This is a genomic window from Paenibacillus sp. YAF4_2, from assembly GCF_052113225.1.
Taxonomy (GTDB): Bacteria; Bacillota; Bacilli; order Paenibacillales; family Paenibacillaceae; genus Pristimantibacillus.
In genome coordinates, this window is record NZ_JBFRCT010000020.1 from 13,851 (window position 1) to 38,009 (window position 24,159).

General features: G+C 48.6%; 22 protein-coding genes and 1 tRNA gene. 21 read left to right on the forward strand and 2 right to left on the reverse strand.

Going from position 1 to position 24,159, the window contains the following annotated elements:
- Positions 1 to 22 precede the first annotated feature (22 nt).
- The 13 genes from hisB (at position 23) to AB4Y93_RS28570 (ending at position 12,338) form a co-directional block, all read left to right on the forward strand.
- Positions 23 to 619 carry an imidazoleglycerol-phosphate dehydratase HisB gene (gene hisB / locus AB4Y93_RS28510; RefSeq protein ID WP_441897127.1) on the forward strand — a complete coding sequence of 199 codons (597 nt, stop codon included), beginning with the start codon at positions 23 to 25 and terminating at the stop codon, positions 617 to 619.
- Position 620: 1 nt separating this feature from the next.
- Positions 621 to 1,241 (forward strand): imidazole glycerol phosphate synthase subunit HisH, encoded by a 621-nt coding sequence (gene hisH, locus AB4Y93_RS28515; RefSeq protein ID WP_441897128.1) that lies wholly within the window; start codon positions 621 to 623, stop codon positions 1,239 to 1,241.
- A 64-nt stretch (positions 1,242 to 1,305) separates the two neighbouring features.
- Positions 1,306 to 2,064 carry an imidazole glycerol phosphate synthase subunit HisF gene (gene hisF, locus AB4Y93_RS28520; RefSeq protein ID WP_441897130.1) on the forward strand — a complete coding sequence of 253 codons (759 nt, stop codon included), beginning with the start codon at positions 1,306 to 1,308 and terminating at the stop codon, positions 2,062 to 2,064.
- Positions 2,061 to 2,759: a bifunctional phosphoribosyl-AMP cyclohydrolase/phosphoribosyl-ATP diphosphatase HisIE gene (gene hisIE, locus AB4Y93_RS28525; protein WP_441897132.1), complete on the forward strand. Its 699-nt coding sequence runs from the start codon at positions 2,061 to 2,063 to the stop codon at positions 2,757 to 2,759. The genes hisF and hisIE overlap by 4 nt, the downstream gene beginning before the upstream one ends.
- Before the next feature lie 31 nt (positions 2,760 to 2,790).
- Positions 2,791 to 3,597 (forward strand): histidinol-phosphatase HisJ, encoded by an 807-nt coding sequence (hisJ, locus tag AB4Y93_RS28530; protein ID WP_441897134.1) that lies wholly within the window; start codon positions 2,791 to 2,793, stop codon positions 3,595 to 3,597.
- Positions 3,598 to 3,735: 138 nt separating this feature from the next.
- Positions 3,736 to 4,689, forward strand: coding sequence for a ribose-phosphate diphosphokinase (locus AB4Y93_RS28535; protein ID WP_167283093.1), 954 nt, complete (start codon positions 3,736 to 3,738; stop codon positions 4,687 to 4,689).
- Between the two features lie 135 nt (positions 4,690 to 4,824).
- Complete coding sequence (locus tag AB4Y93_RS28540; RefSeq protein ID WP_441897137.1) at positions 4,825 to 6,570, forward strand: tetratricopeptide repeat protein; 1,746 nt, start codon at positions 4,825 to 4,827, stop codon at positions 6,568 to 6,570.
- Positions 6,571 to 6,952: 382 nt separating this feature from the next.
- A complete protein-coding gene (trxB, locus tag AB4Y93_RS28545) occupies positions 6,953 to 7,882 on the forward strand; it encodes a thioredoxin-disulfide reductase (RefSeq protein WP_441897139.1) in 930 nt (309 codons plus the stop codon).
- 213 nt (positions 7,883 to 8,095) lie between these two features.
- Positions 8,096 to 9,046 carry an ROK family glucokinase gene (locus AB4Y93_RS28550; protein ID WP_441897141.1) on the forward strand — a complete coding sequence of 317 codons (951 nt, stop codon included), beginning with the start codon at positions 8,096 to 8,098 and terminating at the stop codon, positions 9,044 to 9,046.
- A gap of 44 nt (positions 9,047 to 9,090) precedes the next feature.
- The gene (gene rapZ, locus AB4Y93_RS28555; protein WP_441897143.1) at positions 9,091 to 9,975 is read left to right on the forward strand and encodes an RNase adapter RapZ; all 885 of its coding nucleotides are present in this window, start codon (positions 9,091 to 9,093) and stop codon (positions 9,973 to 9,975) included.
- 12 nt (positions 9,976 to 9,987) lie between these two features.
- Entirely contained in the window at positions 9,988 to 10,974 is a 987-nt protein-coding gene (locus AB4Y93_RS28560) for a gluconeogenesis factor YvcK family protein (protein WP_441897145.1), read from the forward strand.
- Between the two features lie 7 nt (positions 10,975 to 10,981).
- Positions 10,982 to 11,911 (forward strand): DNA-binding protein WhiA, encoded by a 930-nt coding sequence (whiA, locus tag AB4Y93_RS28565; RefSeq protein WP_441897147.1) that lies wholly within the window; start codon positions 10,982 to 10,984, stop codon positions 11,909 to 11,911.
- 157 nt (positions 11,912 to 12,068) lie between these two features.
- Positions 12,069 to 12,338 carry an HPr family phosphocarrier protein gene (locus AB4Y93_RS28570; protein ID WP_167283107.1) on the forward strand — a complete coding sequence of 90 codons (270 nt, stop codon included), beginning with the start codon at positions 12,069 to 12,071 and terminating at the stop codon, positions 12,336 to 12,338.
- A gap of 64 nt (positions 12,339 to 12,402) precedes the next feature.
- On the opposite strand, the gene clpP is transcribed toward AB4Y93_RS28570, so the two are convergent.
- Positions 12,403 to 12,984, reverse strand: a complete 582-nt coding sequence (gene clpP / locus AB4Y93_RS28575) for an ATP-dependent Clp endopeptidase proteolytic subunit ClpP (RefSeq protein ID WP_441897181.1) — start codon at positions 12,982 to 12,984, stop codon at positions 12,403 to 12,405.
- Between the two features lie 191 nt (positions 12,985 to 13,175).
- A tRNA-Arg gene (locus tag AB4Y93_RS28580) sits at positions 13,176 to 13,250 on the reverse strand.
- Between the two features lie 241 nt (positions 13,251 to 13,491).
- Between AB4Y93_RS28580 and AB4Y93_RS28585 the strand changes: the two genes are divergently transcribed.
- From AB4Y93_RS28585 to rnr, 8 genes are all read left to right on the forward strand, one after another.
- The gene (locus AB4Y93_RS28585; RefSeq protein WP_441897150.1) at positions 13,492 to 14,538 is read left to right on the forward strand and encodes a sugar-binding transcriptional regulator; all 1,047 of its coding nucleotides are present in this window, start codon (positions 13,492 to 13,494) and stop codon (positions 14,536 to 14,538) included.
- 79 nt (positions 14,539 to 14,617) lie between these two features.
- Entirely contained in the window at positions 14,618 to 15,622 is a 1,005-nt protein-coding gene (gap, locus tag AB4Y93_RS28590) for a type I glyceraldehyde-3-phosphate dehydrogenase (protein WP_441897152.1), read from the forward strand.
- A gap of 183 nt (positions 15,623 to 15,805) precedes the next feature.
- Entirely contained in the window at positions 15,806 to 16,987 is a 1,182-nt protein-coding gene (locus AB4Y93_RS28595) for a phosphoglycerate kinase (protein WP_441897154.1), read from the forward strand.
- 40 nt (positions 16,988 to 17,027) lie between these two features.
- Entirely contained in the window at positions 17,028 to 17,783 is a 756-nt protein-coding gene (gene tpiA, locus AB4Y93_RS28600) for a triose-phosphate isomerase (RefSeq protein ID WP_441897155.1), read from the forward strand.
- A gap of 1 nt (position 17,784) precedes the next feature.
- On the forward strand, positions 17,785 to 19,320 hold the full coding sequence (gpmI, locus tag AB4Y93_RS28605; RefSeq protein ID WP_441897157.1) for a 2,3-bisphosphoglycerate-independent phosphoglycerate mutase: 1,536 nt from the start codon (positions 17,785 to 17,787) through the stop codon (positions 19,318 to 19,320).
- Positions 19,321 to 19,397: 77 nt separating this feature from the next.
- Positions 19,398 to 20,690 carry a phosphopyruvate hydratase gene (eno, locus tag AB4Y93_RS28610; RefSeq protein WP_441897158.1) on the forward strand — a complete coding sequence of 431 codons (1,293 nt, stop codon included), beginning with the start codon at positions 19,398 to 19,400 and terminating at the stop codon, positions 20,688 to 20,690.
- Between the two features lie 165 nt (positions 20,691 to 20,855).
- Positions 20,856 to 21,092: a preprotein translocase subunit SecG gene (secG, locus tag AB4Y93_RS28615; protein WP_167283125.1), complete on the forward strand. Its 237-nt coding sequence runs from the start codon at positions 20,856 to 20,858 to the stop codon at positions 21,090 to 21,092.
- Positions 21,093 to 21,265: 173 nt separating this feature from the next.
- Positions 21,266 to 24,100: a ribonuclease R gene (gene rnr, locus AB4Y93_RS28620; RefSeq protein WP_441897160.1), complete on the forward strand. Its 2,835-nt coding sequence runs from the start codon at positions 21,266 to 21,268 to the stop codon at positions 24,098 to 24,100.
- Positions 24,101 to 24,159 lie beyond the last annotated feature (59 nt).

Sequence of the window (24,159 nt, forward strand, 5' to 3'; positions counted from 1 at the left end):
CATATAGAAAGAAGGAATTATAGTGGCGGATACACAACGGAAAGCGGAAATTGTACGTAAAACAAATGAAACAGATATTAAGCTTAGCTTTGCAGTAGACGGTACGGGTGAAGTGAAGCTCGAGACGGATGTTCCTTTCCTGAACCATATGCTGGACCTGTTCGCCAAGCATGGCCAATTCGACTTGAATGTTGAAGCACGCGGCGATATCGACATCGATGATCACCACACGGTAGAAGATATCGGCATCTGCCTTGGTCAAACTCTTCGTGAAGCGCTTGGAGACAAACGCGGCATCAAGCGTTACGCTAGCGTATTCGTACCGATGGATGAGGCACTTGCTCAAGTCATTATCGACGTCAGCAACCGTCCTCACTTTGAATACCGTGCGGAATACCCATCTCCACAAGTCGGCAGCTTCTCGACGGAGCTAGTTCATGAATTCTTGTGGAAGTTTGCTCTTGAAGCACGTGTTACGCTGCACGTCATCGTTCACTACGGCAAGAACACGCATCATATGATCGAAGCGGTGTTCAAAGCCCTGGGACGTGCGGTCGACGAAGCTACTAGCATCGATCCTCGTGTACAAGGAGTGCCTTCAACGAAAGGAGTGCTGTAGTATGATCGCGATCATCGATTACGGCATGGGCAATCTGCACAGCGTCAGCAAGGCGGTTGAGCGTCTTGGCTACGAAGCAGTCGTAACAGCTGATCCAGCGGTTATTGCTGCAGCGGACGGTGCAATTCTGCCGGGCGTTGGCGCGTTTGGCGATGCAATGGACAATTTGCGTGAGACGAAGCTTGATGAGGCAACAAAAGCTTATGCAGCTTCCGGCAAGCCGCTTATCGGTATTTGCCTCGGTATGCAGCTGCTGTTTACTCAAAGCGAAGAGCATGGTGTGAATGAGGGTCTTAATTTGCTCCCAGGCAAAGTGATTCGGTTCCAAGGCGACTACAAAGTGCCGCATATGGGCTGGAACAAGCTAAACTTCCAACAAGACAGCCCACTGTTCAAAGGCCTCGAGGAAGGGCATGTGTACTTCGTACACTCCTATCATGCGAAGCCGGAGGTTGCTTCTGACCTCCTCGCGACAACGGATTATCATCAGCAGGTAACGGCGATTGTGGGACGCGGCAATGTGTATGGTATGCAGTTCCACCCGGAGAAGAGCAGTGAGCTTGGCATCAAGCTGCTGGGTAACTTCCTTGCTTTAACGGGAAGTCCGGTTGTACAGCGTTAAAAGGCGATTGCTCGCTACGATATAGATTAGATTCCAGCGATTAACGAGAGGGGAGCGTGCACATATGCTGGCGAAACGTATTATTCCATGTCTGGATGTAAAGGACGGACGAGTTGTAAAAGGAGTTAACTTCGTGAACCTGCGTGATGCAGGGGATCCGGTTGAGCTTGCGTCCACCTACGATCAGGAGGGCGCCGATGAGCTCGTCTTTCTCGATATTTCGGCATCGGTAGAAGGACGCGCAACAATGATTGAAGTTGTCAAAAGAACAGCTGGAGAGATTACGATTCCGTTCACAGTTGGAGGCGGTATCTCCCATGTTGACGATATGAAGCGGCTGCTTCGAGCTGGCGCGGACAAAATCGCAATCAACACAGCTGCGGTTCTTAATCCATCTCTTGTAAGCGGCGGTGCTCGCAAATTCGGCTCGCAATGTATTGTTGTAGCCATTGATGCGAAGTACAACGAGGCTTGGGGCGAGTGGGAAGTGTTCACCCACGGCGGACGCAAGGAGACTGGGATTAAGGTTCTCGAATGGGCGAAGGAGATTGAACGTCTAGGAGCAGGAGAAATTTTGCTTACTAGCATGGATGCAGACGGTACAAAAGACGGCTTTGACCTGAAGCTGACTCGTGCAGTATCGGACTCGGTTAGTATTCCGGTCATCGCTTCCGGCGGAGCGGGACGGATTGAGCATTTCTCTGACGTATTCGAAGAAGGTCATGCCGATGCAGGCCTTGCGGCGACCATTTTCCACTACAAAGAAATGACGATCCGCGAAGTGAAGGATGATCTGAGGCAGAAAGGCGTGGAAGTACGATGACGGAACTGGCAGAACGCATCAAATGGAGCGAGGACGGTCTTGTTCCGGCAATTGTGCAGGATGCGCAGAGCAAAGAAGTGCTTATGCTTGCTTACATGAACAAAGAGTCTCTTAAGTTGTCGGTGGAATCAGGTGTTACCTGGTTCTGGAGTCGCTCCCGCAATGAGTTGTGGAACAAAGGGGCAACAAGCGGCCATACACAGCGTATTCGCTCGATGTCGTATGATTGCGACGCCGACACGCTGCTCGTGCGTGTAGATCAGAAAGGTCCGGCTTGCCATACGGGTGCGTACTCCTGCTTCTTCAACGAGATTGAAGTAGCCGGCATTAGCACAGCGGGAGCAGAGACTGAGGCATCCGCTGATAATCGCTTTGCGATTCTTGGCGAGCTGGAGAGCGTTATCGCTGCGCGTTATGCAGAACGCCCCGAAGGCGCTTATACGACTTATCTGTTCGAGAAGGGTCTCGATAAGATCCTGAAAAAGGTCGGCGAAGAAGCTACGGAAGCGATTATTGCTGCGAAAAACAGTGACAACGACGAGCTTCGCTCGGAAGCAAGCGACCTTCTGTTCCATCTGCTTGTCCTGCTGCGTGAACGCGGATTGCCGCTTGACGATGTGATGAACGAGCTGCAAAGCCGTCACGGCAAGCCTGCCACTAACAATGCGATGAGAAGAGAGCAGGCAGGAAAATAACCTAATTTTTTGAAGAAAGGCCGGTATGCACATGTTTATCGATTATCATACCCATCATGCCCGCTGTGGGCATGCTGTCGGCTCGCTGGAGGAATACGTGCAGAAGGGGATAGAGATCGGTCTTCAGCAGATCGGTCTTTCTGACCATATGCCGCTTCTTCATGTTGATCCTGCTACGTATTATCCGGAGATGGCGATGCCGATGGAGGAGCTTTCCGGATATGTGGAAGAGTGTCTGGCTCTGAAGGAGAAATATAAAGGCCAGATCGACATTCGTGTCGGCCTCGAAGGGGACTATATCGAAGGTCAAGAAGAAAAGATTGAAGCCATTATTAACGCGTATCCATTCGACTATGTGATTGGGTCGGTTCATTTTCTCGGTGAATGGGATATTACGGACTTCCGGCAGACACATGGCTGGGAAGGTAAAGACCCTATGAAGGTGTATGAGCAGTATTACGATGCGGTGGCGAAAGCAGCAGCAACGAGATTCTACGACTACATCGGGCATATCGATGTCATTAAGCGTTTTGGCTTCAAGCCAGAAGGCGATGTGACTCATCTGGAGAAGGCTGCTCTAGATGCCGTTAAGCGTCATGGGATGGCGATCGAGCTTAATGCATCGGGTCTTCGGACCCCCGCTGAGGAGATGTTTCCAAGCCGCAGAATGCTCGAATATGCCAAACAATTGAACATTCCAATCACTATTGGCTCGGATGCGCATCAGCCGCAGCGACTGGGGCAATATTTAGATCAAGCGCGTGCGGTGTTGAAAGATGTCGGTTTTTCTCAGCTGGCGACGTTTGAACGGCGAAAATTGGTATTTGTCGATTTTTGAATTATAGTAAATTAGATGTATAATGATATGGAACAAGCTTGACGCTGTACGAAAGTGTCGAGCAAACGACGAAGACTTTGCCCATGCAAAGAAGCACTTCATGTCAAATTATTGGTTTAAAACGCTCAGGAGGGTATCATGTTTAGCGACAAGTTGCGTATTTTTTCGGGTTCGTCCAATCCGATATTGGCTCAAAAGATCGCCAGTGATTTGGGATTGACACTCGGCGCCATCAAAATGTCCCGTTTCAAGAGCGGGGAAATCTACGTTCACTATGAAGAAACGATTCGGAACTGTGACGTATTCCTCGTTCAATCGTTCTCGCATCCGATCAATGAGCATTTTGTCGAATTGCTTGTAATGATTGATGCAGCGAAGCGGGCATCCGCGAAGACGATTAACATCATCATGCCGTATTACGGCTATGCGCGCCAAGAGCGCAAAGCAGCTCCGCGGGAGCCTATCTCTGCTAAAATGGTTGCAGACGTACTGACTACGGTTGGCGCAAACCGTGTTATCACAATTGATCTTCACGCGCCGGCTATTCAAGGCTTCTTCAATATTCCGGTAGACCACATGACAGCGCTCGATCTGATCAGTGACTATCTGAAATCGAAGAACATTAAAAACCCGGTAGTCGTATCTCCGGACGCTGGACGTGCTTCCACCGCAGAGAAACTTGCGAACAACCTGGACACATCGTTTGCTATTATGATCAAGAAGCGTCCTGCACACAATGAATCATCGATTACTCACGTTATCGGCGATGTAGAGGGACAAACTGCGATTATCATCGAGGACTTGATCGATACGGGCTCTACTATTGTCAACGTTGTTGAAAGCTTGAAAGAGCGTGGAGCAGAAGACGTCTATGTATGCGCAACTCACCCTCTGTTCTCGGGAAATGCCATTGAGCGTTTGAATCATCCTCATATCAAAGAAATAATCGTAACGGATTCGATCTCTCTGCCAGAGGATCATCCGGAGAAGTTCACCGTATTGTCGGTAGCTCCGCTGCTTGCGGAAGCAACTCGCATTATCATTGAAGGCGGTTCGATCAGTACCCTCTTCAAGACAAACGGCGGCGTTTAATTAAATAAGGCAATGACAGAAAATCGCGGGCGTTTTACCTAACGTTCGCGATTTTCCCACATATTCTTTCGTGTTAGGATAGGCATTGCTATGGTATAATCGTAGAAAATCAAGTTCCGGGAGGTGCCTTGCTAGGTGAAAGAAAAGAAACGTGAAGCCATAGAAGAGACAGCCAAGATCATACCGATTCAATGGGACGCCACGTTCTTTTTCGAACGGGCGGTTCGCTCGTTGGATCGTTACCACTATGACAAGGCACTCAAATATTTCCGGCGTGCCGTGGAGTATGAACCGGAAAATCCGGTTAATCATTGCAACATGGCAGGCATCATGTCGGAGATGGGCAATTATGAAGAATCCAATCGGATTTTGAAATGGATTGTCGATGAGCTGGATCCGACGATGACGGAATGTCATTTCTACATGGCCAATAACTATGCCAATATGGAGATGTATGAAGCAGCCGAGGGCTCGCTTGTTAAATATCTTGAAGAAGATGCGGATGGACAATACCTCGACGAAGCCGATGAGATGATGGAGCTTCTCCAGTATGAGCTTGAGCGCCCTGCGCCGCTTACGAATATTAAAGCACGTGAAGGTATGTTCGAACATGATCAGGCCCGTAAGCTCCTTGAGGAAGGCAAGTTTACGGAGGCTGTTCGTATTCTTGAGAAGATTATCGAGGAGCAGCCAGAGTTTCTGGCCGCACGAAACAATTTGGCATTGGCTTATTACTATATGGGCATGTTCGACAAAGCGATGGCAACGATTCATGAAGCGCTTGAACTTGAGCCCGGTAATTTGCATGCCCTTTGTAATTTGGGGATCTTCTATCAGCATTCGGGGGATACGGCGAGCCTTGCCCCGTTGCTAGATCTTCTGCGCAAAACAGCACCATTTCATCAAGAGCATGTATTTAAACTTGCAACAACGATGGGGATCTTGGGCGAACATGAATCGGCTTATCGCCATTTCACCCGTCTATTGAAAGATTCGGAGCTTAATCTCGATCCATGCTTATACCATTATGCTGCGGTAGCGGCATGCAATATTAACCGGTACGTGGAAGCAGAGCGCCTCTGGAAGCAGGCGGCGAAGCTTGATCCTGAATCGGATATTCCACGTTATTACATGGAACAGCTATCGTTGATTAAGATCGGTGACCAGTCAGCGACGGTGAGCTATCATTATCATTTGCCGTTCGAGGAGCAGTTTAAACTGTGGGAAAATTCCTCCGATGGTCTTCCTGAGCATTTGAAGCGGGATCCGCTAGTCCGCTCATCGTTCTTCTGGGCGCTTCGTCATGGTGATCAGAATACGAAGCTGCAGGTGATCCAAGCGCTTGGTATGATTGCCGACAATGAAGTAAAAGATGTGCTTCGCGCCTTTTTGCTTGAGGCGGACGAAGATGACTACTTGAAGCGAATTGCCGTATTCGTGCTTCGTACACTCGGCGTACAGGAGCCGCTTCATGCTGTACTGGAAGGAAAGGCAACAGTCATTGAACCTAATCGTGTTCCATCGCGTCTTCCGGTTTGGGAAGACAAATGGCAGGAGGTTGTTGAGGCAGCACTATCCCGCGTTAATAAGCGGTTTGACCTCGTACAGCAATACGACCTGATGACACTGTGGGTTGAATTTCTCTCACGTCTGTATCCGGAAGTGCCAAAGCTGACGAAGCCGGAGGGCTGGGCAGCAGCACTTGAATATTTAACGGCCAAGATGCATCGTCGAACGACTTCGTATCCTGAAATAGCAGAGCGTTATGGTATCTCCATTGCGACAGTTAGCAAGAACGCCAAAAAAATCGACGAGATTTGTGGAATAAAGGAAAAGATGAAATCGTTCAGTTCTGTCTTCTCTTTAGACCATCTCGAATAGGCTAAATGCTTTAAATACGCCTTGTTATCACAACGCACTGAAGGATATGGTTCCCTAAGTGCGTTTTGTCTTTGCCGGGCAAACTTATATATAATAAAGTAATTAGCTTTGCCCCTGCTCTCGCCCTTATCTTTCCCTACTCAACCACTTGTTAAGTGGTTGAAACGACTTTAAAATCCTGCATGTTGCTCTCAGCACTTGGTGAGCGGAGCGAACATAACGTACTGGAGAAGCGGAGCGTTCGCCTTTGCCCCTGAATTTCAACCGCTATAGCGGTTATTGAAACCAAGAAATTCGGGGGCAACAGCGATCGGAAGGACGTTATGTTCGCGCAGCGGCCTTTGTTGCTGAGAGCAACATGCATACTTTTAGGAGGACAACCATGTACAAATCCATCATTATTGGCACCGGCCCAGCCGGCCTAACGGCAGCGATCTATCTTGCACGTGCGAATATGAAGCCCCTCATTATCGAAGGTCCTGAGCCAGGCGGCCAGTTGACGACGACTACAGAGGTTGAGAATTTCCCTGGTTTCCCTGAAGGCATTATGGGACCGGAGCTTATGGTGAATATGCGTAAGCAGGCTGAACGCTTTGGTGCCGAGTTTGTTACAGGCTGGGTTAACAGCGTTGATATGTCGGAGCGTCCATTCAAGCTTCAAGTGGAAGGCAAAGGCGAGTTCGTTGGTGAATCCATTATTATATCGACTGGCGCATCCGCTAGATGGCTTGGCATCCCGGGCGAAAAAGACAATGTTGGACGCGGCGTAAGTACATGCGCAACGTGTGATGGTTTCTTCTTCCGTAACAAGAAAATTATTGTTGTTGGCGGTGGTGACTCTGCCATGGAAGAAGCGAACTTCCTGACTCGCTTTGCGACAAACGTTGAGCTGGTAAACCGTCGTGATGAACTTCGTGCTTCGAAGATCATGCAGGACCGTGCACGGGAGAATGAGAAGATTAGCTGGAGCTTGAACCGTACGCCTCTTGAAGTTGTAGCGAGCGGCATGGGGGTTACTGGTCTTAAAGTTCGTAACAACGTTTCTGGTGAAGAGGAAGTTATTGAAACAGATGGTGTCTTCATCGCAATAGGTCATACACCAAACACGAAGTTCCTCAATGGCCAAATCGATACCGATGACCATGGCTACATTAAAGTGAAGCCAGGCAGCTCGGAAACGAATGTACCAGGCGTATTCGCTTGCGGCGATGTACAGGACAATAAGTACCGTCAAGCCATTACGGCAGCGGGCAGCGGATGTATGGCAGCACTTGATTGCGAACGATTCCTTGAGAGTAACGGTTCGCATTAATCGTTGCTTTTGATTATGAATGCAGCAATCCAGTATAAGAGGCGTATTCGGTCAGCCCTTTCCTGTTTGTTGGAGAGGGTTTTTTCACGCCAAACTTACGCAGCGGCAAGGATCCAGAGGTAAACACTGGGTAAGCGGTTATCTTGACCGAAATTGGGCATTGGCTTATAGTTGGTAACAGAGTAGATAACATATTAATGAGGTGGACTAGTAATGTCTGAGAAGATTTACGTTGGAGTCGATGTCGGCGGCACCGCTATTAAAGTTGGGATTTGTAATGTAGAGGGAGAGTTGCTCCATACTTACGAAGGGCCGACAGAAACAAGTAAAGGTACGGACACCATCCTTCATAATATTGCGCAATATGCGCGTAACATCGTTGATGAATCTTCGTTCGCATGGGAGCAAGTAGAAGGCGTTGGCGTTGGTATCGCCGGCTTCCTTGATATCCCGAACGGTATTGTGAAATTTTCGGGCAACTTGAAGATTGAGAATGTTCACTTGAAAGACTACCTCGAGAAGGAGCTTCAAGTAAAAGTTCTTGTAAATAATGACGCAAACGTTGCTGCACTTGGCGAAGCATGGGCTGGCGCTGGCAAAGGCATCGATAACTGCGTATGTTATACCCTCGGTACTGGCGTTGGCGGCGGTATTATTATCGGCGGCAAAATCGTAGAAGGCTTCGCAGGTATGGCTGGCGAGCTGGGTCATATCGCAATTGTGCCTGATCTGGAAGCTATTCAATGCGGCTGCGGCAAAATGGGCTGCCTCGAGACGGTATCGTCTGCAACGGGTATTATCCGTATGGCTAAAGACGCTGTTGAGCGCGGTGATCGTACATCGCTGACGCAAGTTGAAGATATTATGGCGAAAGACGTTATTGACGCTGCCAAAGCAGGCGATGAAGTTGCGGCGCGTATCGTTAGCCGTGCGGCTTATTACTTGGGCAAGTCGATGGCTTTGATGGCTGTTGTACTGAATCCAGAATGCTTTATTATCGGCGGCGGCGTGTCGAAAGCAGGCGATTTCTTGTTCGACCAAATTCGCGAAGTATTCGCGAAATACACGCAAAAAGAGGCGCAAGAAGGCGTGAAGATCGTTGCAGCTACGCTTGGCAATAATGCCGGCGTTGTAGGTGCGGCAGGACTCATCTTGCGGTCGTAGTGAATATAAACAGCGGCGTTACGATGGAGAAAGAGGGTGCAGCTATGGAAACGGGAGCAATGTCAAAGCTCGTTATCATTACAGGGATGTCCGGCGCGGGCAAGACCATTGCCGTACAAAGCCTTGAAGATCTTGGCTTTTTCTGCGTCGATAATTTACCGCCGGTACTTATTCCTAAATTTGCAGAGCTGATTGAGCAGTCGAACGGTAAAATAGGCAAAGTAGCTCTTGTTATTGATTTGCGGGGTCGTGAGTTTTTTACTGCCTTGTCGGAATCATTAAATTTCATAAAAGAACATTTTACAATCAGCTGCGAAATTCTGTTCCTGGATGCGACGGACGAAGTGCTTGTTCAGAGATACAAGGAAAGCCGGCGCCGTCATCCGCTTGCTCCGGAAGGTATGCCTCTTGAAGGCATTCGCTTGGAGAGAAGAATGCTGGAGGACCTGAAGGGCTCGGCTTCTCAAGTTATCGATACGAGCAGCATTAAGCCTACGCAGCTTAAAGAACGCATTATTTCCCGCTTTACCAATTTGGAACACAACAGTCTGTCGGTGAATGTAACTTCATTCGGATTTAAATACGGAATCCCGATAGATGCCGATTTGATATATGATGTACGGTTTTTACCTAATCCTCATTATGTAGACCATCTGCGCCCGAACACCGGGCAAAATCCGGACGTCTATGATTACGTGATGAAATGGCCGGAGACGCAAGCCTTTCTAACCAAGCTGCTCGATATGCTTCAGTTTCTTCTTCCTCTTTATCATAAAGAAGGCAAGAGTCAGGTTGTTATCGGCATCGGGTGTACGGGTGGCAAACACCGCTCGGTTGCGATCGCGGAATATTTAGGTCGCATGCTCGGCAGCAGTGATACAGAACGGGTACGCGTCAGCCACCGCGATGCTGACCGTGATAAGCATTGACGGGGTGATTGGATGCAGAGTAGGCATAAAATATTAAGGCGACCTAAAATCGTCGTTGTTGGCGGCGGTACGGGCCTGTCAGTTATGCTCCGAGGACTTAAGGAGAAGCCGCTTGATATTACGGCGATCGTAACGGTTGCCGATGACGGCGGCAGCTCAGGGATTCTACGCAATGAGCTGCAGATTCCTCCACCGGGCGATATCCGCAACGTCATTATGGCACTTGCAGATGCTGAGCCGCTGCTGACCGAGGTGCTGCAGTATCGCTTTCCGAGCGGCACAGGCTTAGCCGGTCACAGTCTTGGCAATCTGATGCTGGCGGCGATGACGGATATCGCAGGGGATTTCGTAACGGGAATCCGTGAACTTAGCAAGGTGCTGGCTGTACGCGGGCGTGTTCTTCCAGCAGCAGGGCGGGCCATTGTGCTGAGCGCGGAAATGACTGACGGTACGATTGTTGTTGGGGAATCACTTATTCCGAAGGCAGGCAAAAAGATTAAACGGGTATTTGTTGAGCCCGATGATGTGGAGCCGCTCCCGGAAGCGATAGAAGCCATTGAGCAAGCCGATGCGATCCTGATCGGTCCCGGCAGCTTATATACGAGCATCATTCCGAATTTGCTCGTGCCTAGGCTGGCGCAAGCGATCGTGGATTCGACAGCGGTTAAGCTGTTTGTATGTAATGTGATGACACAGCCCGGTGAGACGGATGGCTATTCTGTCAGTGATCATCTGAAGGCGATTCATGAGCATATCGGGCATAGCCTGTTCGATTATGTACTCGTTAATGATGGAGAGATTCCGCCAGAGGTATCGGATAAATATGCAGAGCTGGGCGCAACCCCTGTGGGGCTGGATTTTGACGAAGTTGCCAAAATGGGACCGGAGATTATCTCCGACCGCCTTGTCCTTTATCGGACTTTCCTAAGGCATGACGCAGAACGGCTAAGTCATCATATTTATAAATTAGTGGAAAACTGGATGATAAGAAAGAGGTGAACAAGCGATGTCATTTGCGGCGCAAACGAAGAAAGAGCTGACAATGGTTGAGGCGGACACCTGCTGCGAGCGGGCTGAATTGTCTGCACTCATTCGAATGAACGGCTCCGTCAGTGTATCCAGCCGCAAAGTCGTCCTCGACATCTCAACCGAAAATGCAGCAATTGCCCGTCGGATCTATTCCTTGTTAAAAAAGCATTTTGAAGTGCATACGGAACTGCTCGTTCGTAAAAAAATGCGGCTTAAAAAAAATAATGTATACATCGTCAGAATTCCGACGAGGGTACAGGAAATACTAAGTGAGCTTCGAATTGTATCTGAGGGTTTTGTATTTAATGATGGCATTGATAAGAATATTATCAAGAAGTCTTGCTGTAAACGGTCTTATTTGCGGGGAGCATTCCTTGCGGGTGGCTCTGTCAATAATCCGGAAGGCTCGTCCTACCACCTTGAAATTTCTTCGATGTATGAAGAACATTGTGAGGCTTTGGTGGAGCTCGCGAATAAGTTTGATCTGAATGCCAGATGTATTGAGCGCAAGAAGGGCTTTGTGTTCTACATCAAAGAGGGCGAGAAAATTATTGAGTTGCTGAACATTGTGGGCGCTCACCAAGCACTGTTCAAATTCGAGGATGTACGTATTATGCGTGACATGCGTAATTCCGTTAATCGGATTGTTAACTGTGAAACGGCGAACTTGAACAAAACGATTGGTGCAGCTGTTCGACAAATCGACAACATCAGACTGCTTCAGAGGGAGATTGGGCTCAATAATTTGCCGGATAAGCTGAGAGAAGTTGCAGAAGTCAGGCTTCAGCATCCCGATATGAATCTGAAGGAAGTTGGCGAAATGCTCAAGGGCAGTGTAAGCAAATCAGGCGTTAACCATCGGCTTAGGAAGATTGATGAGCTTGCGGAAAAAATACGCAATGGCTAAACTTTTAACCTAGTGCATCAGATGGTATAATGATATAATATGAACAAAAAGTCTTATTGAAAATTATTAGTCATGTCAGGCTGAGCATGAAGCGAAATGTCCGTTTGTATGGAGGGCTGCTTGCCGGACTTATTATAGTATAGGGGGTATGGTTACCATGACAAGGCTACCGGTTGTCGTTCGTCTTAAAACAGGTCTGCACGCAAGACCTGCCGCATTATTCGTTCAAGAAGCGAACAAATTTTCCTCCGAAGTATTTGTTGAGAAAGACGACAAGAAAGTAAATGCAAAATCCATTATGGGTATTATGAGCCTTGCTATTAGCTCGGGTACAGAGATTTTCATCAGCGCAGAAGGCTCGGATGCAGAGCAGGCTGTAAACGCTTTAGTCGCTCTCGTCAGCAAAGAAGAGCTGGAGAACCAATAATAGCGAAAGACAAAAGAGCGCCCCGGTATTCATTATGAATACCGGGGCGCTCTTTTTGTATTAATTAAACTTTCTCGATAACTCTGTCGATCAAGCCGTATTCCTGTGCTTCCGCTGCACTCATGAAGTAATCGCGGTCCGTATCTTTCTCGATCCGTTCAAGCGGCTGGCCGGAACGTTCAGCAAGAATACCGTTTAGCTTATCGCGCATCTTAATAATGCGGCGAGCCCGAATCTCGATATCACTAGCTTGGCCTTCAGCGCCGCCAAGCGGCTGATGGATCATAACCTCGCTGTTCGGAAGTGCATAGCGTTTGCCTTTAGCACCGGCCGTGAGCAGGAAAGCACCCATCGAAGCAGCCATACCTACACAAATCGTCGAAACATCAGGTTTAATGTATTGCATCGTATCATAGATTGCCATGCCCGCTGTAATGGAACCACCTGGGCTATTAATGTAGAGAGAAATATCTTTTTCAGGATCATCAGCTGCCAGGAACAGCAATTGGGCGATAATGGAGTTGGCCACTACGTCGTTTACGCCTGACCCGAGGAAGATGATGCGATCCTTCAGAAGACGGGAGTAAATGTCATAAGCGCGCTCTCCGCGATTGTTCTGTTCAATAACCATAGGAACGAAATTCATATCCAACCAAGTCCCCTCCTCATAATAAAAAAGATGGTATTGCAATAATTTCATAATAGCGGATTGCTATTCAAAAGTCAAAGAAAGTCAAACTCGCTTTGAGAAAAGCTAAATCCTGTAACAAGCAAAAAAACCGCCCTCAATCAAGAGGGCGGTTTAACGTTTATGTATAGGCGATAATGATAGTTGAATGGCGCGCCCGCTAGGAATCGAACCTAGATCTCAGGCTCCGGAGGCCTACGTCATATCCATTGGACCACGGGCGCACAATGTAAAGCAACAGCAAAACTTAGTATACGCGAATCATTTGTAGAAAGCAAGATAGATGAGAAAAATAAATTTGAGCAAATCGTGAATACAAACGCTTACATCAACATTTGCTTACTTGCCATGTGAACTGTTTTTAGCTAAAATAAAGGTGGGACTTAAAGTGAGTATGCGGGACGTTTAACGTCCATCCCCTGAAAGCCCATTACGCCTATTGACGGGTGGAGTGAAAAGTAGAGGATGCGTCACATTATTGAGCTGCAGAAGCAGCTTCTCCCAGATATGCTTGACGTAATGAAGAAGCGATACTCGATATTGCGCCAAGTTATGTTGTCTGATCTCATCGGTCGTCGAACACTCGCGAATTCTTTAGGGATGACGGAACGGGTACTCCGGGCGGAGACAGACTTCCTGAAATCACAGGGCCTGCTCGATATTCATACGGCGGGAATGCGAATCAGTGAGTCAGGAAAACAACTGCTTGAACAATTGGAGCCCTTCTACAAAACGTTGTTCGGATTATCCGATCTGGAAGAGAAGATCAGAAGTCATTTCGGTTTATCGCAAGTTGTTATTGTAGCAGGCGATTCCGAGGAGTCTGAGCAAACGAAGCGAGAGCTCGGACGAGCAGCTTGCCAAGTGCTCAGCAAAGTAATGGAGCCTAACGATGTCGTAGCCGTAACTGGTGGAACGACAATTGCCCAGGTTGCCAACCACTTAACGTCAACAACGCCGCTCAAGAACAATTGGTTCGTGCCGGCAAGAGGCGGGCTTGGAGAAAGCCTTGATTATCAAGCGAATACGATTGCCTCAACGATGGCCAAGCGCACGGGTGCGAATTACCGTATGCTGCATGTGCCGGATCATCTTGGTGATGAGGCTTATGCATCCATGATGCAAGAGCCGAGTATCCGAGATATTGTTGAAGTCATTCGTAGTGCTCGAATCGTAGTGCACGGGATCGGGGACGCTATGGTGATGGCCAGACGCAGAAAGCTGAAGCCTGAGCTTGTGAATGCAATGGCAGCTGATGGCGCATTGGCGGAGGCATTTGGGTTTTATTTCGACCGTAACGGTGAGGTTGTTCACAAAATGCAAACAGTAGGATTACGACTCGATGATATTGTGAAGACTGAAGTTGTTATTGGTATTGCTGGCGGCAAAAGCAAAGCTGAAGCGATAGGTGCCATAATGAAGTTCGGGCACGATGATGTATTGATTACAGATGAAGCGGCTGCTCTTGAGTTGTCCGCCATTATCGACGCACAGCAACAATCGTTATCTTAACGATTTGCGGCAAGTCTTGCTGCAGACCGTTTTGAAATATATACCATAGTCATTTAAAAAAGCTTAGGAGGAATTTAAAATGGTTAAAATTGGTATTAACGGATTTGGCCGTATCGGCCGTAACGTGTTCCGCGCAGCGCTGAACAACCCTAATGTAGAAGTAGTAGCGGTGAATGACCTGACTGACACTAGCACTCTGGCTCACCTGCTGAAATATGATACAACTCATGGCACTCTTGATGCTACAGTTGAAGCTAAAGAAGGCGCAATCGTTGTTAACGGCAAAGAAATCAAAGTATTTGCTGAGCGTAACCCTGAGAACCTGGCATGGGGCTCCGTAGGCGCTGAAATCGTTGTTGAATCGACTGGTATCTTCACAGCTAAAGAAAAAGCTGAGCTTCACCTTAAAGGCGGCGCTAAAAAAGTTATCATCTCCGCTCCAGCAACTAACGAAGACATCACTATCGTTATGGGCGTTAACGAAGACAAGTACGATGCTGCATCGCACACTGTTATCTCGAACGCTTCTTGCACAACGAACTGTCTGGCTCCATTTGCAAAAGTGTTGAACGACAAATTCGGTATCGTAAAAGGTATGATGACTACAATTCACTCGTACACTAACGACCAATCCGTTCTGGACGTTCCTCATAAAGACCTGCGCCGTGCTCGCGCAGCTGCTGAGAACATCATTCCTTCGTCGACTGGCGCTGCTAAAGCAGTATCCCTGGTTCTGCCTGAACTGAAAGGCAAACTGAACGGCATGGCTATGCGCGTTCCTACGCCTAACGTTTCCGTAACTGACCTGGTTGCTGAACTGAAAGTTAACGTAACAGTTGAAGAAGTTAACGCAGCTCTGAAAGATGCTTCCGAAGGCGCTCTTAAAGGCATTCTGAACTACAACGAACTGCCATTGGTTTCGAGCGACTACAACTCCGACCCAGCTTCCTCCACAATCGACGGTCTGTCGACTATGGTAGTAGAAGGCAACATGGTTAAAGTCATTTCTTGGTACGACAACGAGTGGGGCTACTCGAACCGTGTAGTTGACCTCGCAGCATTTGTTGCATCTAAAGGTCTGTAAGATAATCTAGCATTCCCCACAATGGCATGGAGGTCCCGGGGTTAATGCCCCGGGATACGCTTAGTCTGCGGCTCCACTTGGGTGGAATTTAAGGCAAAGGCGTTCCTTCCTGCGAGAAGGGGCGCCTTTTTTGCTGTATATATGCATTATGCTTTGAACTTCATAATCAGGGAGGCAACACCAATGAATAAGAAAAGTGTTCGTGACGTAGAAGTAGCAGGCAAACGCGTATTTGTACGCGTCGATTTTAACGTGCCATTGGAAGACGGCAAAATTACAGACGACAAACGGATCCGTGAAACACTGCCTACGATTAACTTCTTGATCGAAAAAGGCGCTAAAGTTATTCTCGCGAGCCACTTGGGTCGTCCTAATGGTGAAGTAGTTGAAGAACTGCGCCACACGGCTTCTGCTGCTCGTCTCTCCGAGCTTCTGGGCAAACCAGTTGTGAAAGCTAACGATTCGGTTGGCGAAGAAGTAAAAGCACAAGTAAACGCTCTGAACAATGGCGACGTATTGCTGCTTGAAAACGTTCGTTTCCATGCTGGCGAAGAGAAAAACGATCCGGAACTGGCTAAGCAATTCGCTGAGCTGGCTGACCTGTACGTAAACGATGCATTTGGCGCGGCACACCGTGCTCATGCTTCGACAGAAGGCATCGCTCACTACTTGCCTGCAGTATCCGGCCTTCTGATGGAGAAAGAACTGGATGTTCTCGGTAAAGCACTGAACAATCCAGAGCGTCCTTTCACAGCTATCGTTGGTGGTTCGAAAGTAAAAGACAAAATTGACGTTATCAACAAAATGATCGAGATCGCTGACAACATCATCATCGGCGGCGGCTTGTCTTACACGTTCTTCAAAGCACAAGGTCATGAAATCGGCCAATCGCTCGTTGATAACTCCAAGCTGGATCTGGCTCTTGAGTTCATCGAGAAAGCAAAATCGCTCGGCAAAAACTTCTACATTCCAGTAGATATCGTAGTTACTGACGAATTCAGCAAAAACGCGAACACAAAAATCGTTGACGTTGACGGCATCCCTGCTGATTGGGAAGGTATCGACATCGGTCCTAAAACGCGTGAAATCTATGCTGATGTAATCAAAAACTCGAAGCTGGTTGTATGGAACGGACCAATGGGCGTATTCGAAATCGAACCATTCTCCCATGGTACTATTGCAGTTGCTAACGCATGTGCAGAAACAGCTGGCTATACGGTTATCGGCGGCGGCGACTCTGCTGCAGCAGCTGAGAAATTCGGCGTTGCAGACAAAATGAATCATATCTCGACTGGCGGCGGCGCTTCCCTGGAGTTCATGGAAGGCAAAGCACTTCCAGGCGTTGTAGCTCTTAACGATAAATAAGAAGTTTATAGAACTATCATTATAGAAAAGAGGGATTACGATGAGCAGAACACCAATCATTGCAGGTAACTGGAAAATGTTCAAAACGGTTTCAGAAGCCGTATCGTTCTTCTCCGAAGTTAAAGGCAAAGCAGAGGTTGCTGGTGTAGAGAGCGTGATTTGCGCACCTTACACAACACTTCCAGCGCTTGTTGAAGCAGCTAAAGGCACATCGATCGCAATCGGTGCGCAAAACCTGCACTTCGAAGACAATGGTGCATTCACAGGCGAGATCAGCGGCGTAATGCTGAAGGATCTTGGTGTAAAATATGTAATTATCGGCCACTCCGAGCGTCGTGCTTACTTCGCTGAGACTGACGAAATCGTTAATAAAAAAATGCATGCAGCTTTCAAACATGGCATTACGCCAATCGTTTGCGTAGGCGAAAAGCTCGAAGAGCGCGAAGCGAACCAAACGAAAGATGTTTGTAAAGTACAAACAGAAGCAGCTTTCCAAGGCCTGTCGGCTGCACAGGCTGCTGAAGTGGTTATCGCTTATGAGCCAATCTGGGCGATCGGCACTGGCAAATCCTCGACTTCCGAGGATGCACAAGACGTTATCGGTTACATCCGCAGCGTAGTTGCTGATCTGTATGATGCAGCAACAGCTGATGTGGTTCGTATCCAATACGGCGGCAGTGTAAAACCTAACAACGTAGCAGAATATATGGGCCAAGCGGACATCGACGGCGCACTTGTAGGCGGCGCATCGCTTGAGCCAGCTTCCTATATTGCACTAGTTGAGGGGGCCAAGTAAGATGGCTCCGAAACCAGTTGCACTGATTATTCTTGACGGCTTTGGTCTTCGTGATGACGTAACAGGTAATGCTGTAGCACAAGCGAAAAAGCCTAACTACGACCGTTATTGGTCGACTTACCCGCATACGACTTTGACGGCATGCGGTGAGGCTGTTGGTTTGCCGGAAGGGCAAATGGGCAACTCTGAAGTAGGTCACCTAAACATCGGCGCTGGCCGTATCGTTTATCAGGATTTGACTCGGATTTCCAAGTCGATCCGTGATGGAGAGTTCTACGACAATGAAACGCTTCTTGGGGCAGTTCACCATGCGAAATCGAATGGCAAGAAGCTTCACTTGTACGGTCTTCTGTCTGATGGCGGCGTTCATAGTCATATCGAACATCTCTTCGCTCTGCTTGATCTGGCGAAGAAAGAAGAGCTGAACGAAGTATTCATTCATGCTTTCCTCGATGGCCGTGACGTTGCTCCAGACAGCGCAAAAGGTTACCTCGAAAGACTGCAAGCGAAGATCGAAGAAGTAGGCGTAGGCCAAATCGCAACGGTACAAGGCCGTTACTATGCGATGGACCGTGACAAACGTTGGGAGCGTACGGAAAAATCGTACCGCGCCATGGTATACGGTGATGGTCCTAAGTACACGGATCCAATCAAGGCAGTAGTTGAATCCTATGAGAAATCCGTTTATGATGAATTCGTTATGCCAACGGTTATCGTAGGTGAGAATGACCAGCCGGTAGGGCTTGTTGAATCGGAAGATTCTATCATCTTCTTCAACTTCCGTCCTGACCGTGCGATCCAGCTTGGACAAGTATTCACGAATGAAGACTTCCGTGGTTTCGACCGTGGCGAGAGCTGCCCTAAAAATCTGCATTTTGTCTGCCTGACACTGTTTAGTGAGACAATTGGCGGTTATGTGGCTTATTCGCCAAAGAACCTGGATAACACGCTTGGTGAAGTGCTTGTTCAGAACAACAAGAAGCAGCTGCGCATCGCGGAAACGGAGAAATATCCGCATGTTACGTTCTTCTTCAGCGGTGGCCGCGATGTTGAGCTTCCAGGCGAGACACGTGTTCTGATCAATTCGCCAAAAGTTGCAACTTATGATCTGCAGCCAGAAATGAGTGCATATGAAGTTGCAGCAGCTGCGGTGAAAGAAATCGAAGCCGACAATCATGATGCGATTATTCTGAACTTTGCTAACCCTGACATGGTTGGTCACTCCGGCATGCTGGAGCCAACGATCAAAGCGGTAGAAGCAACAGATGATTGCCTTGGTCAAGTGGTCGAAGCTATCCTTGCAAAAGGCGGCGTAGCGATTATTACAGCTGACCATGGCAACGCGGATATGGTATTTGACGAGAATGGCCGTCCGTTCACAGCACATACAACGAACCCTGTTCCTTGTATTGTTACAGTGGCAGGCGGAGAGCTTCGCGAAGGCGGTATTCTAGCTGACCTGGCCCCAACCGTCCTTGACCTGATGGAACTGGCTAAACCTGTACAAATGACAGGAACAACATTGATTCAGAAGTAAGTTCAAGGTAAGATCAATAAAGATGTTTTCCATGCTTCAACCCTATAAATAAACCTTAATAAGGAGTGTTACTCAAAATGTCTATTATCGTTGACGTATACGCACGCGAAGTGCTGGATTCCCGCGGGAATCCAACTGTAGAAGTAGAAGTATCCCTGGAATCCGGCGGCAAAGGCCGCGCCATCGTTCCATCTGGCGCATCCACTGGCGCTTACGAAGCTGTTGAGCTTCGTGACGGCGACAAAGGCCGTTACCTGGGTAAAGGTGTAGAAAAAGCGGTTGAGAACGTAAACGCAATTATCGCACCAGAAATCATCGGTCTGGACGCACTTGATCAAGTAGTAATCGACCGTAAAATGATCGAGCTTGACGGTACGCCTAACAAAGCTAAACTCGGCGCTAACGCAATCCTGGCTGTATCGATGGCTGTTGCTCGCGCTGCAGCTGACGCTCTGAACGTGTCCCTGTACACTTACCTGGGCGGCTTCAATGCAAAAGTTCTGCCAGTTCCAATGATGAACATCATCAACGGCGGCGAGCATGCTGACAACAACATTGACGTACAAGAGTTCATGGTTCTGCCAGTTGGCGCACCAACATTCAAAGAAGCTCTTCGTATCGGCGCTGAAATCTTCCACAACCTGAAATCGGTTCTGAAAGATAAAGGCCTGAACACTGCAGTAGGCGACGAAGGCGGCTTTGCTCCTAACCTTGGTTCCAACGAAGAAGCAATCACAACAATCATCTCTGCTATCGAGCGTTCTGGTTACAAACCAGGCGTTGACGTATTCCTCGGTATGGACGTAGCTTCCACTGAGTTCTACAAAGACGGCAAATACCACCTCGAAGGCGAAGGCAAATCGTTCACATCCGCTGAATTCGTTGACCTGCTTGCTTCGTGGGTTGAGAAGTACCCAATCATCACAATCGAAGACGGCTGCTCCGAAGACGACTGGGAAGGTTGGAAATTGCTCACTGATAAACTCGGCGACAAAGTTCAACTCGTTGGTGACGACCTGTTCGTTACAAACACTGAGCGTCTGTCCGACGGTATCGAAAAAGGCGTGGGTAACTCGATCCTGGTTAAAGTTAACCAAATCGGTTCCCTTACTGAAACATTCGATGCAATCGAAATGGCAAAACGCGCTGGTTACACAGCAGTTATCTCTCACCGTTCGGGCGAAAGCGAAGACAGCACAATTGCTGACATCGCTGTTGCTACAAACGCTGGCCAAATCAAAACAGGCGCTCCATCCCGTACGGACCGCGTTGCAAAATACAACCAATTGCTTCGCATCGAAGACCAACTGGGTTCGGTTGCTCAATATGCAGGCAAATCGGCATTCTACAACCTGAAAAACTTCAAATAAGTTTTAAAGGTCAAATAGAAGAAGGCGTTCCGCTTAGCGGAACGTCTTCTTTTTTTGCTAGATGAAGGAAATTGTAGTTAAATTTGAAACTATTGAATTACTTGTCCGCCTATGATAAAATAAATTTATGTGTTTTACGGAGCTCCTATGCTGGAGGTGGATCAAATGGAAATCTTTTGGAAGATTTTGCTCGTTATTTTCGCAGTTGGCTTGATATCGGTCGTATTGCTTCAAAAAGGGAAAAGTGCTGGTTTGTCTGGTGCGATTTCTGGCGGTGCTGAGCATTTGTTCGGTAAGCAGAAAGCTCGCGGTTTGGACTTGTTCCTTCAGCGTCTGACAGTAGGCCTGGCTTCTGGATTCTTTATCTTAGCTTTGGTTGTAGCATACGTCGTTAAAGTTTAATGATCATGATTCGTACTCGAAAACGGAGGGACACCTCCGTTTTTTGTTTTTTCCGGGGTTTTACGGATGCTGGGGAATGATTTCGTGTATACTTACGATATATGATATTCTATCAGCCGGTAGCAAAATAACGGTAGAAAAGGCCTCCGGTGTATGAGGTGACTAGGAGAATTATGATGCAAGAGCAGGAACTGCTTGATTTTATGAGGGAAACGGCTTATAAGCCAATGACTTATCAGGAGCTGGAACAGCATTTCGGCATAACCGATGCGACTGAGTTTAAACAATTTTTGAAGCTGCTTAACCAGTTGGAGGAAGAAGGTAAGGTCATTCGGACGCGCAATGAGCGCTATGGCGTTCCAGAGAGAATGAACCTGCTAAGAGGTAAAATCCAGGCGCATGCGAAAGGGTTCGCATTCTTATTGCCTGATGAAAAGGATCACCCTGACGTTTACATACATGCTAACGATCAGAAGAGTGCGATGAACGGTGATATCGTGCTGGTACGGATTACTTCGCAAAGCGAAGGCGGCGGACGAATGGAAGGCGAGGTTGTCCGCATTGTGCAGCGTGCGGTCACCCAGGTTGTTGGTACCTTCGACAGTCATGAAGCTTATGGCTTTGTGATTCCGGATGACAAACGGATTAACCGTGATATTTTTATCGCGAAAGGTGAATTCCAAGGTGCGGTTTCGGGACAAAAGGTTGTCGTTCGTATCGTATCTTATCCGGAAGGGCGTTCTGCTGCGCAAGGTGAGATCGTTGAGATTCTGGGGCACAAAAATGACCCGGGTATCGACATCCTGTCGATTATCCGCAAGCATCAGCTTCCAGAGAGCTTCCCTGATGAAGTAATGGCAGAGGCTGAAGCAGCCCCGGATTCCATTACTGAGGAAGAGATTATCGAGCAAGGTCGCCGCGACCTGCGTAGCGAAGTTATCGTTACGATTGACGGTGAAGATGCGAAAGACCTTGATGATGCTGTTCATGTGAAACGGCTTGAGAATGGTAACTATCTGCTGGGCGTTCATATCGCAGATGTCGGGTATTACGTGAAAGAGAAATCGGAGCTTGATCAAGAAGCGTTCCGCCGTGGGTGCAGCGTATATCTCGTTGACCGGGTTATTCCAATGCTGCCGCATCGGTTGTCGAATGGGATCTGCTCGCTGAATCCTCAGGTTGACCGTCTGACGTTGTCCTGCGAAATGGAATTTGAAGCGAAGACGCTGAAGCGCGTTCGTCATGATGTGTTTACTAGTGTGATCAAGACAAAAGAGCGTATGACGTATACGAATGTGAAGAAGATCCTGACAGCTACGGAAGAGGAACCGCAAACCGAGCTGAAAGAACGTTATGCAGATCTTCTCGATATGTTCAGCTTGATGGAAGAGCTGGCGATGAAGCTTCGGAAGAAACGGATGAAGCGCGGAGCAATAGACTTTGACTTCCAAGAGTCTAAGGTTATTGTGGATGAGCAGGGCAAAGCGGTTGATATTGTAAAAAGAGAGCGTTCTGTCGCTGAGCAGATTATCGAGGAATTCATGCTCTCGGCGAATGAGACAGTGGCCGAGCATTTTCACTGGCTGCGCGTTCCGTTCTTATACCGGATCCATGAAGATCCGGATCAAGAGAAACTGCTTCACTTCATGCAGTTTGCTTCGAACTTCGGTTATGTCGTGAAGGGCAAAGGTAATACGGTTCACCCTCGCGCTCTGCAGACGCTGCTTGAAGAGATTCGCGGCTCGAAGGAAGAGACAGTTATCTCGACAGTAATGCTGCGCTCCATGAAGCAGGCGAAATATGATGCAGAGAGTCTAGGTCACTTTGGTCTCGCAGCTGAGTTTTATTCTCACTTTACCTCGCCAATCCGGCGTTATCCGGACCTTGTGATTCACCGTGTTATCCGTGAAGTGTTGGACAACCATGGAGCATTATCGGAAGCACGCAACGAAGCACTCGCAGCACGCATGCCGGATATTGCGCAGCATTCGTCCGAACGTGAGCGTGTAGCAGTTGATGCAGAACGGGATACGGATAAGCTCAAAAAATGTGAATACATGCTGGATAAAGTCGGTGAGGAATTCGACGGCATTATTAGCAGCGTGACAAGCTTCGGCATGTTTGTCGAACTGAGCAATACGGTGGAAGGGCTTATTCGTCTAAGTGATATGTCGGATGACTATTACCACTTCCACGAGCTGCATATGGTGCTGATCGGCGAACGTACCTCGAAGGTATATCGCATTGGCGATGAAGTAAAAATCCGCGTCTCGCGGGTAAATATGGACGACCATACGATCGATTTTGAGATGGTTGATATGAAGCCGCGCAGTGATTTCAAAGGCGTAGCGGATGCTGGCTTTGGTGCTGGCCGCGGCAACAACGGCCGCAAACGCGGCGGTTTTGGCCGCGGCGGTGATGCAGGAGCGGTGGCTGGTCGCGGAGGCGACCGCGCTGGCGGCGGACGCAGCGGCGGAGATAAACGCGCCGGGCAAAACGGTGCGCAAGGTGGTTCCCGCGGCGGCGCAAATGCGGGCCGCGGCAAAGCCGGCGAAGCCGGTGGCGCACAGCGGAAGCGCGGAGGCGCTGACCGCGGAGCGGCGCAGGGCGCGAATCGCCCAGCCGAAGGCGCGGCGGAGCGCACGCCATGGCAAGAGCCGGCGAAGCCGCTCGAGCAAGGGCGGCAAGTGCGCGGAGCAAGATCGCGCACGGATATGTGGGGGCTGCCGATTAGCGGCAGCCGGGGTCGCGAAGCCGATACGGGTGAAGATTCGGATCAAGGGCAGCGTTCAGGCGGTAATCGCGGTGGCCGAGGTCAACGCGGAGATCGCAGTGGAGGCCAGCGTGGCGCTGGTCAACGCAGCGGCGGCACAAATTCTTCGAGTGGAGTGAATAATTCCAGCGAAGAAGGGAAAAATAAGAAGAGGAAAAGAAATAGCGGAGACGGCAATAATAACAACGGAGGAGGCAACTCCACCGCAGCGTTTGTCCGCAAGAAACGCAAATAAAAGTAAATAAATATGGAACAGATATAGTACTATAACCTGGAAAAACGGTGCTGCCAGAA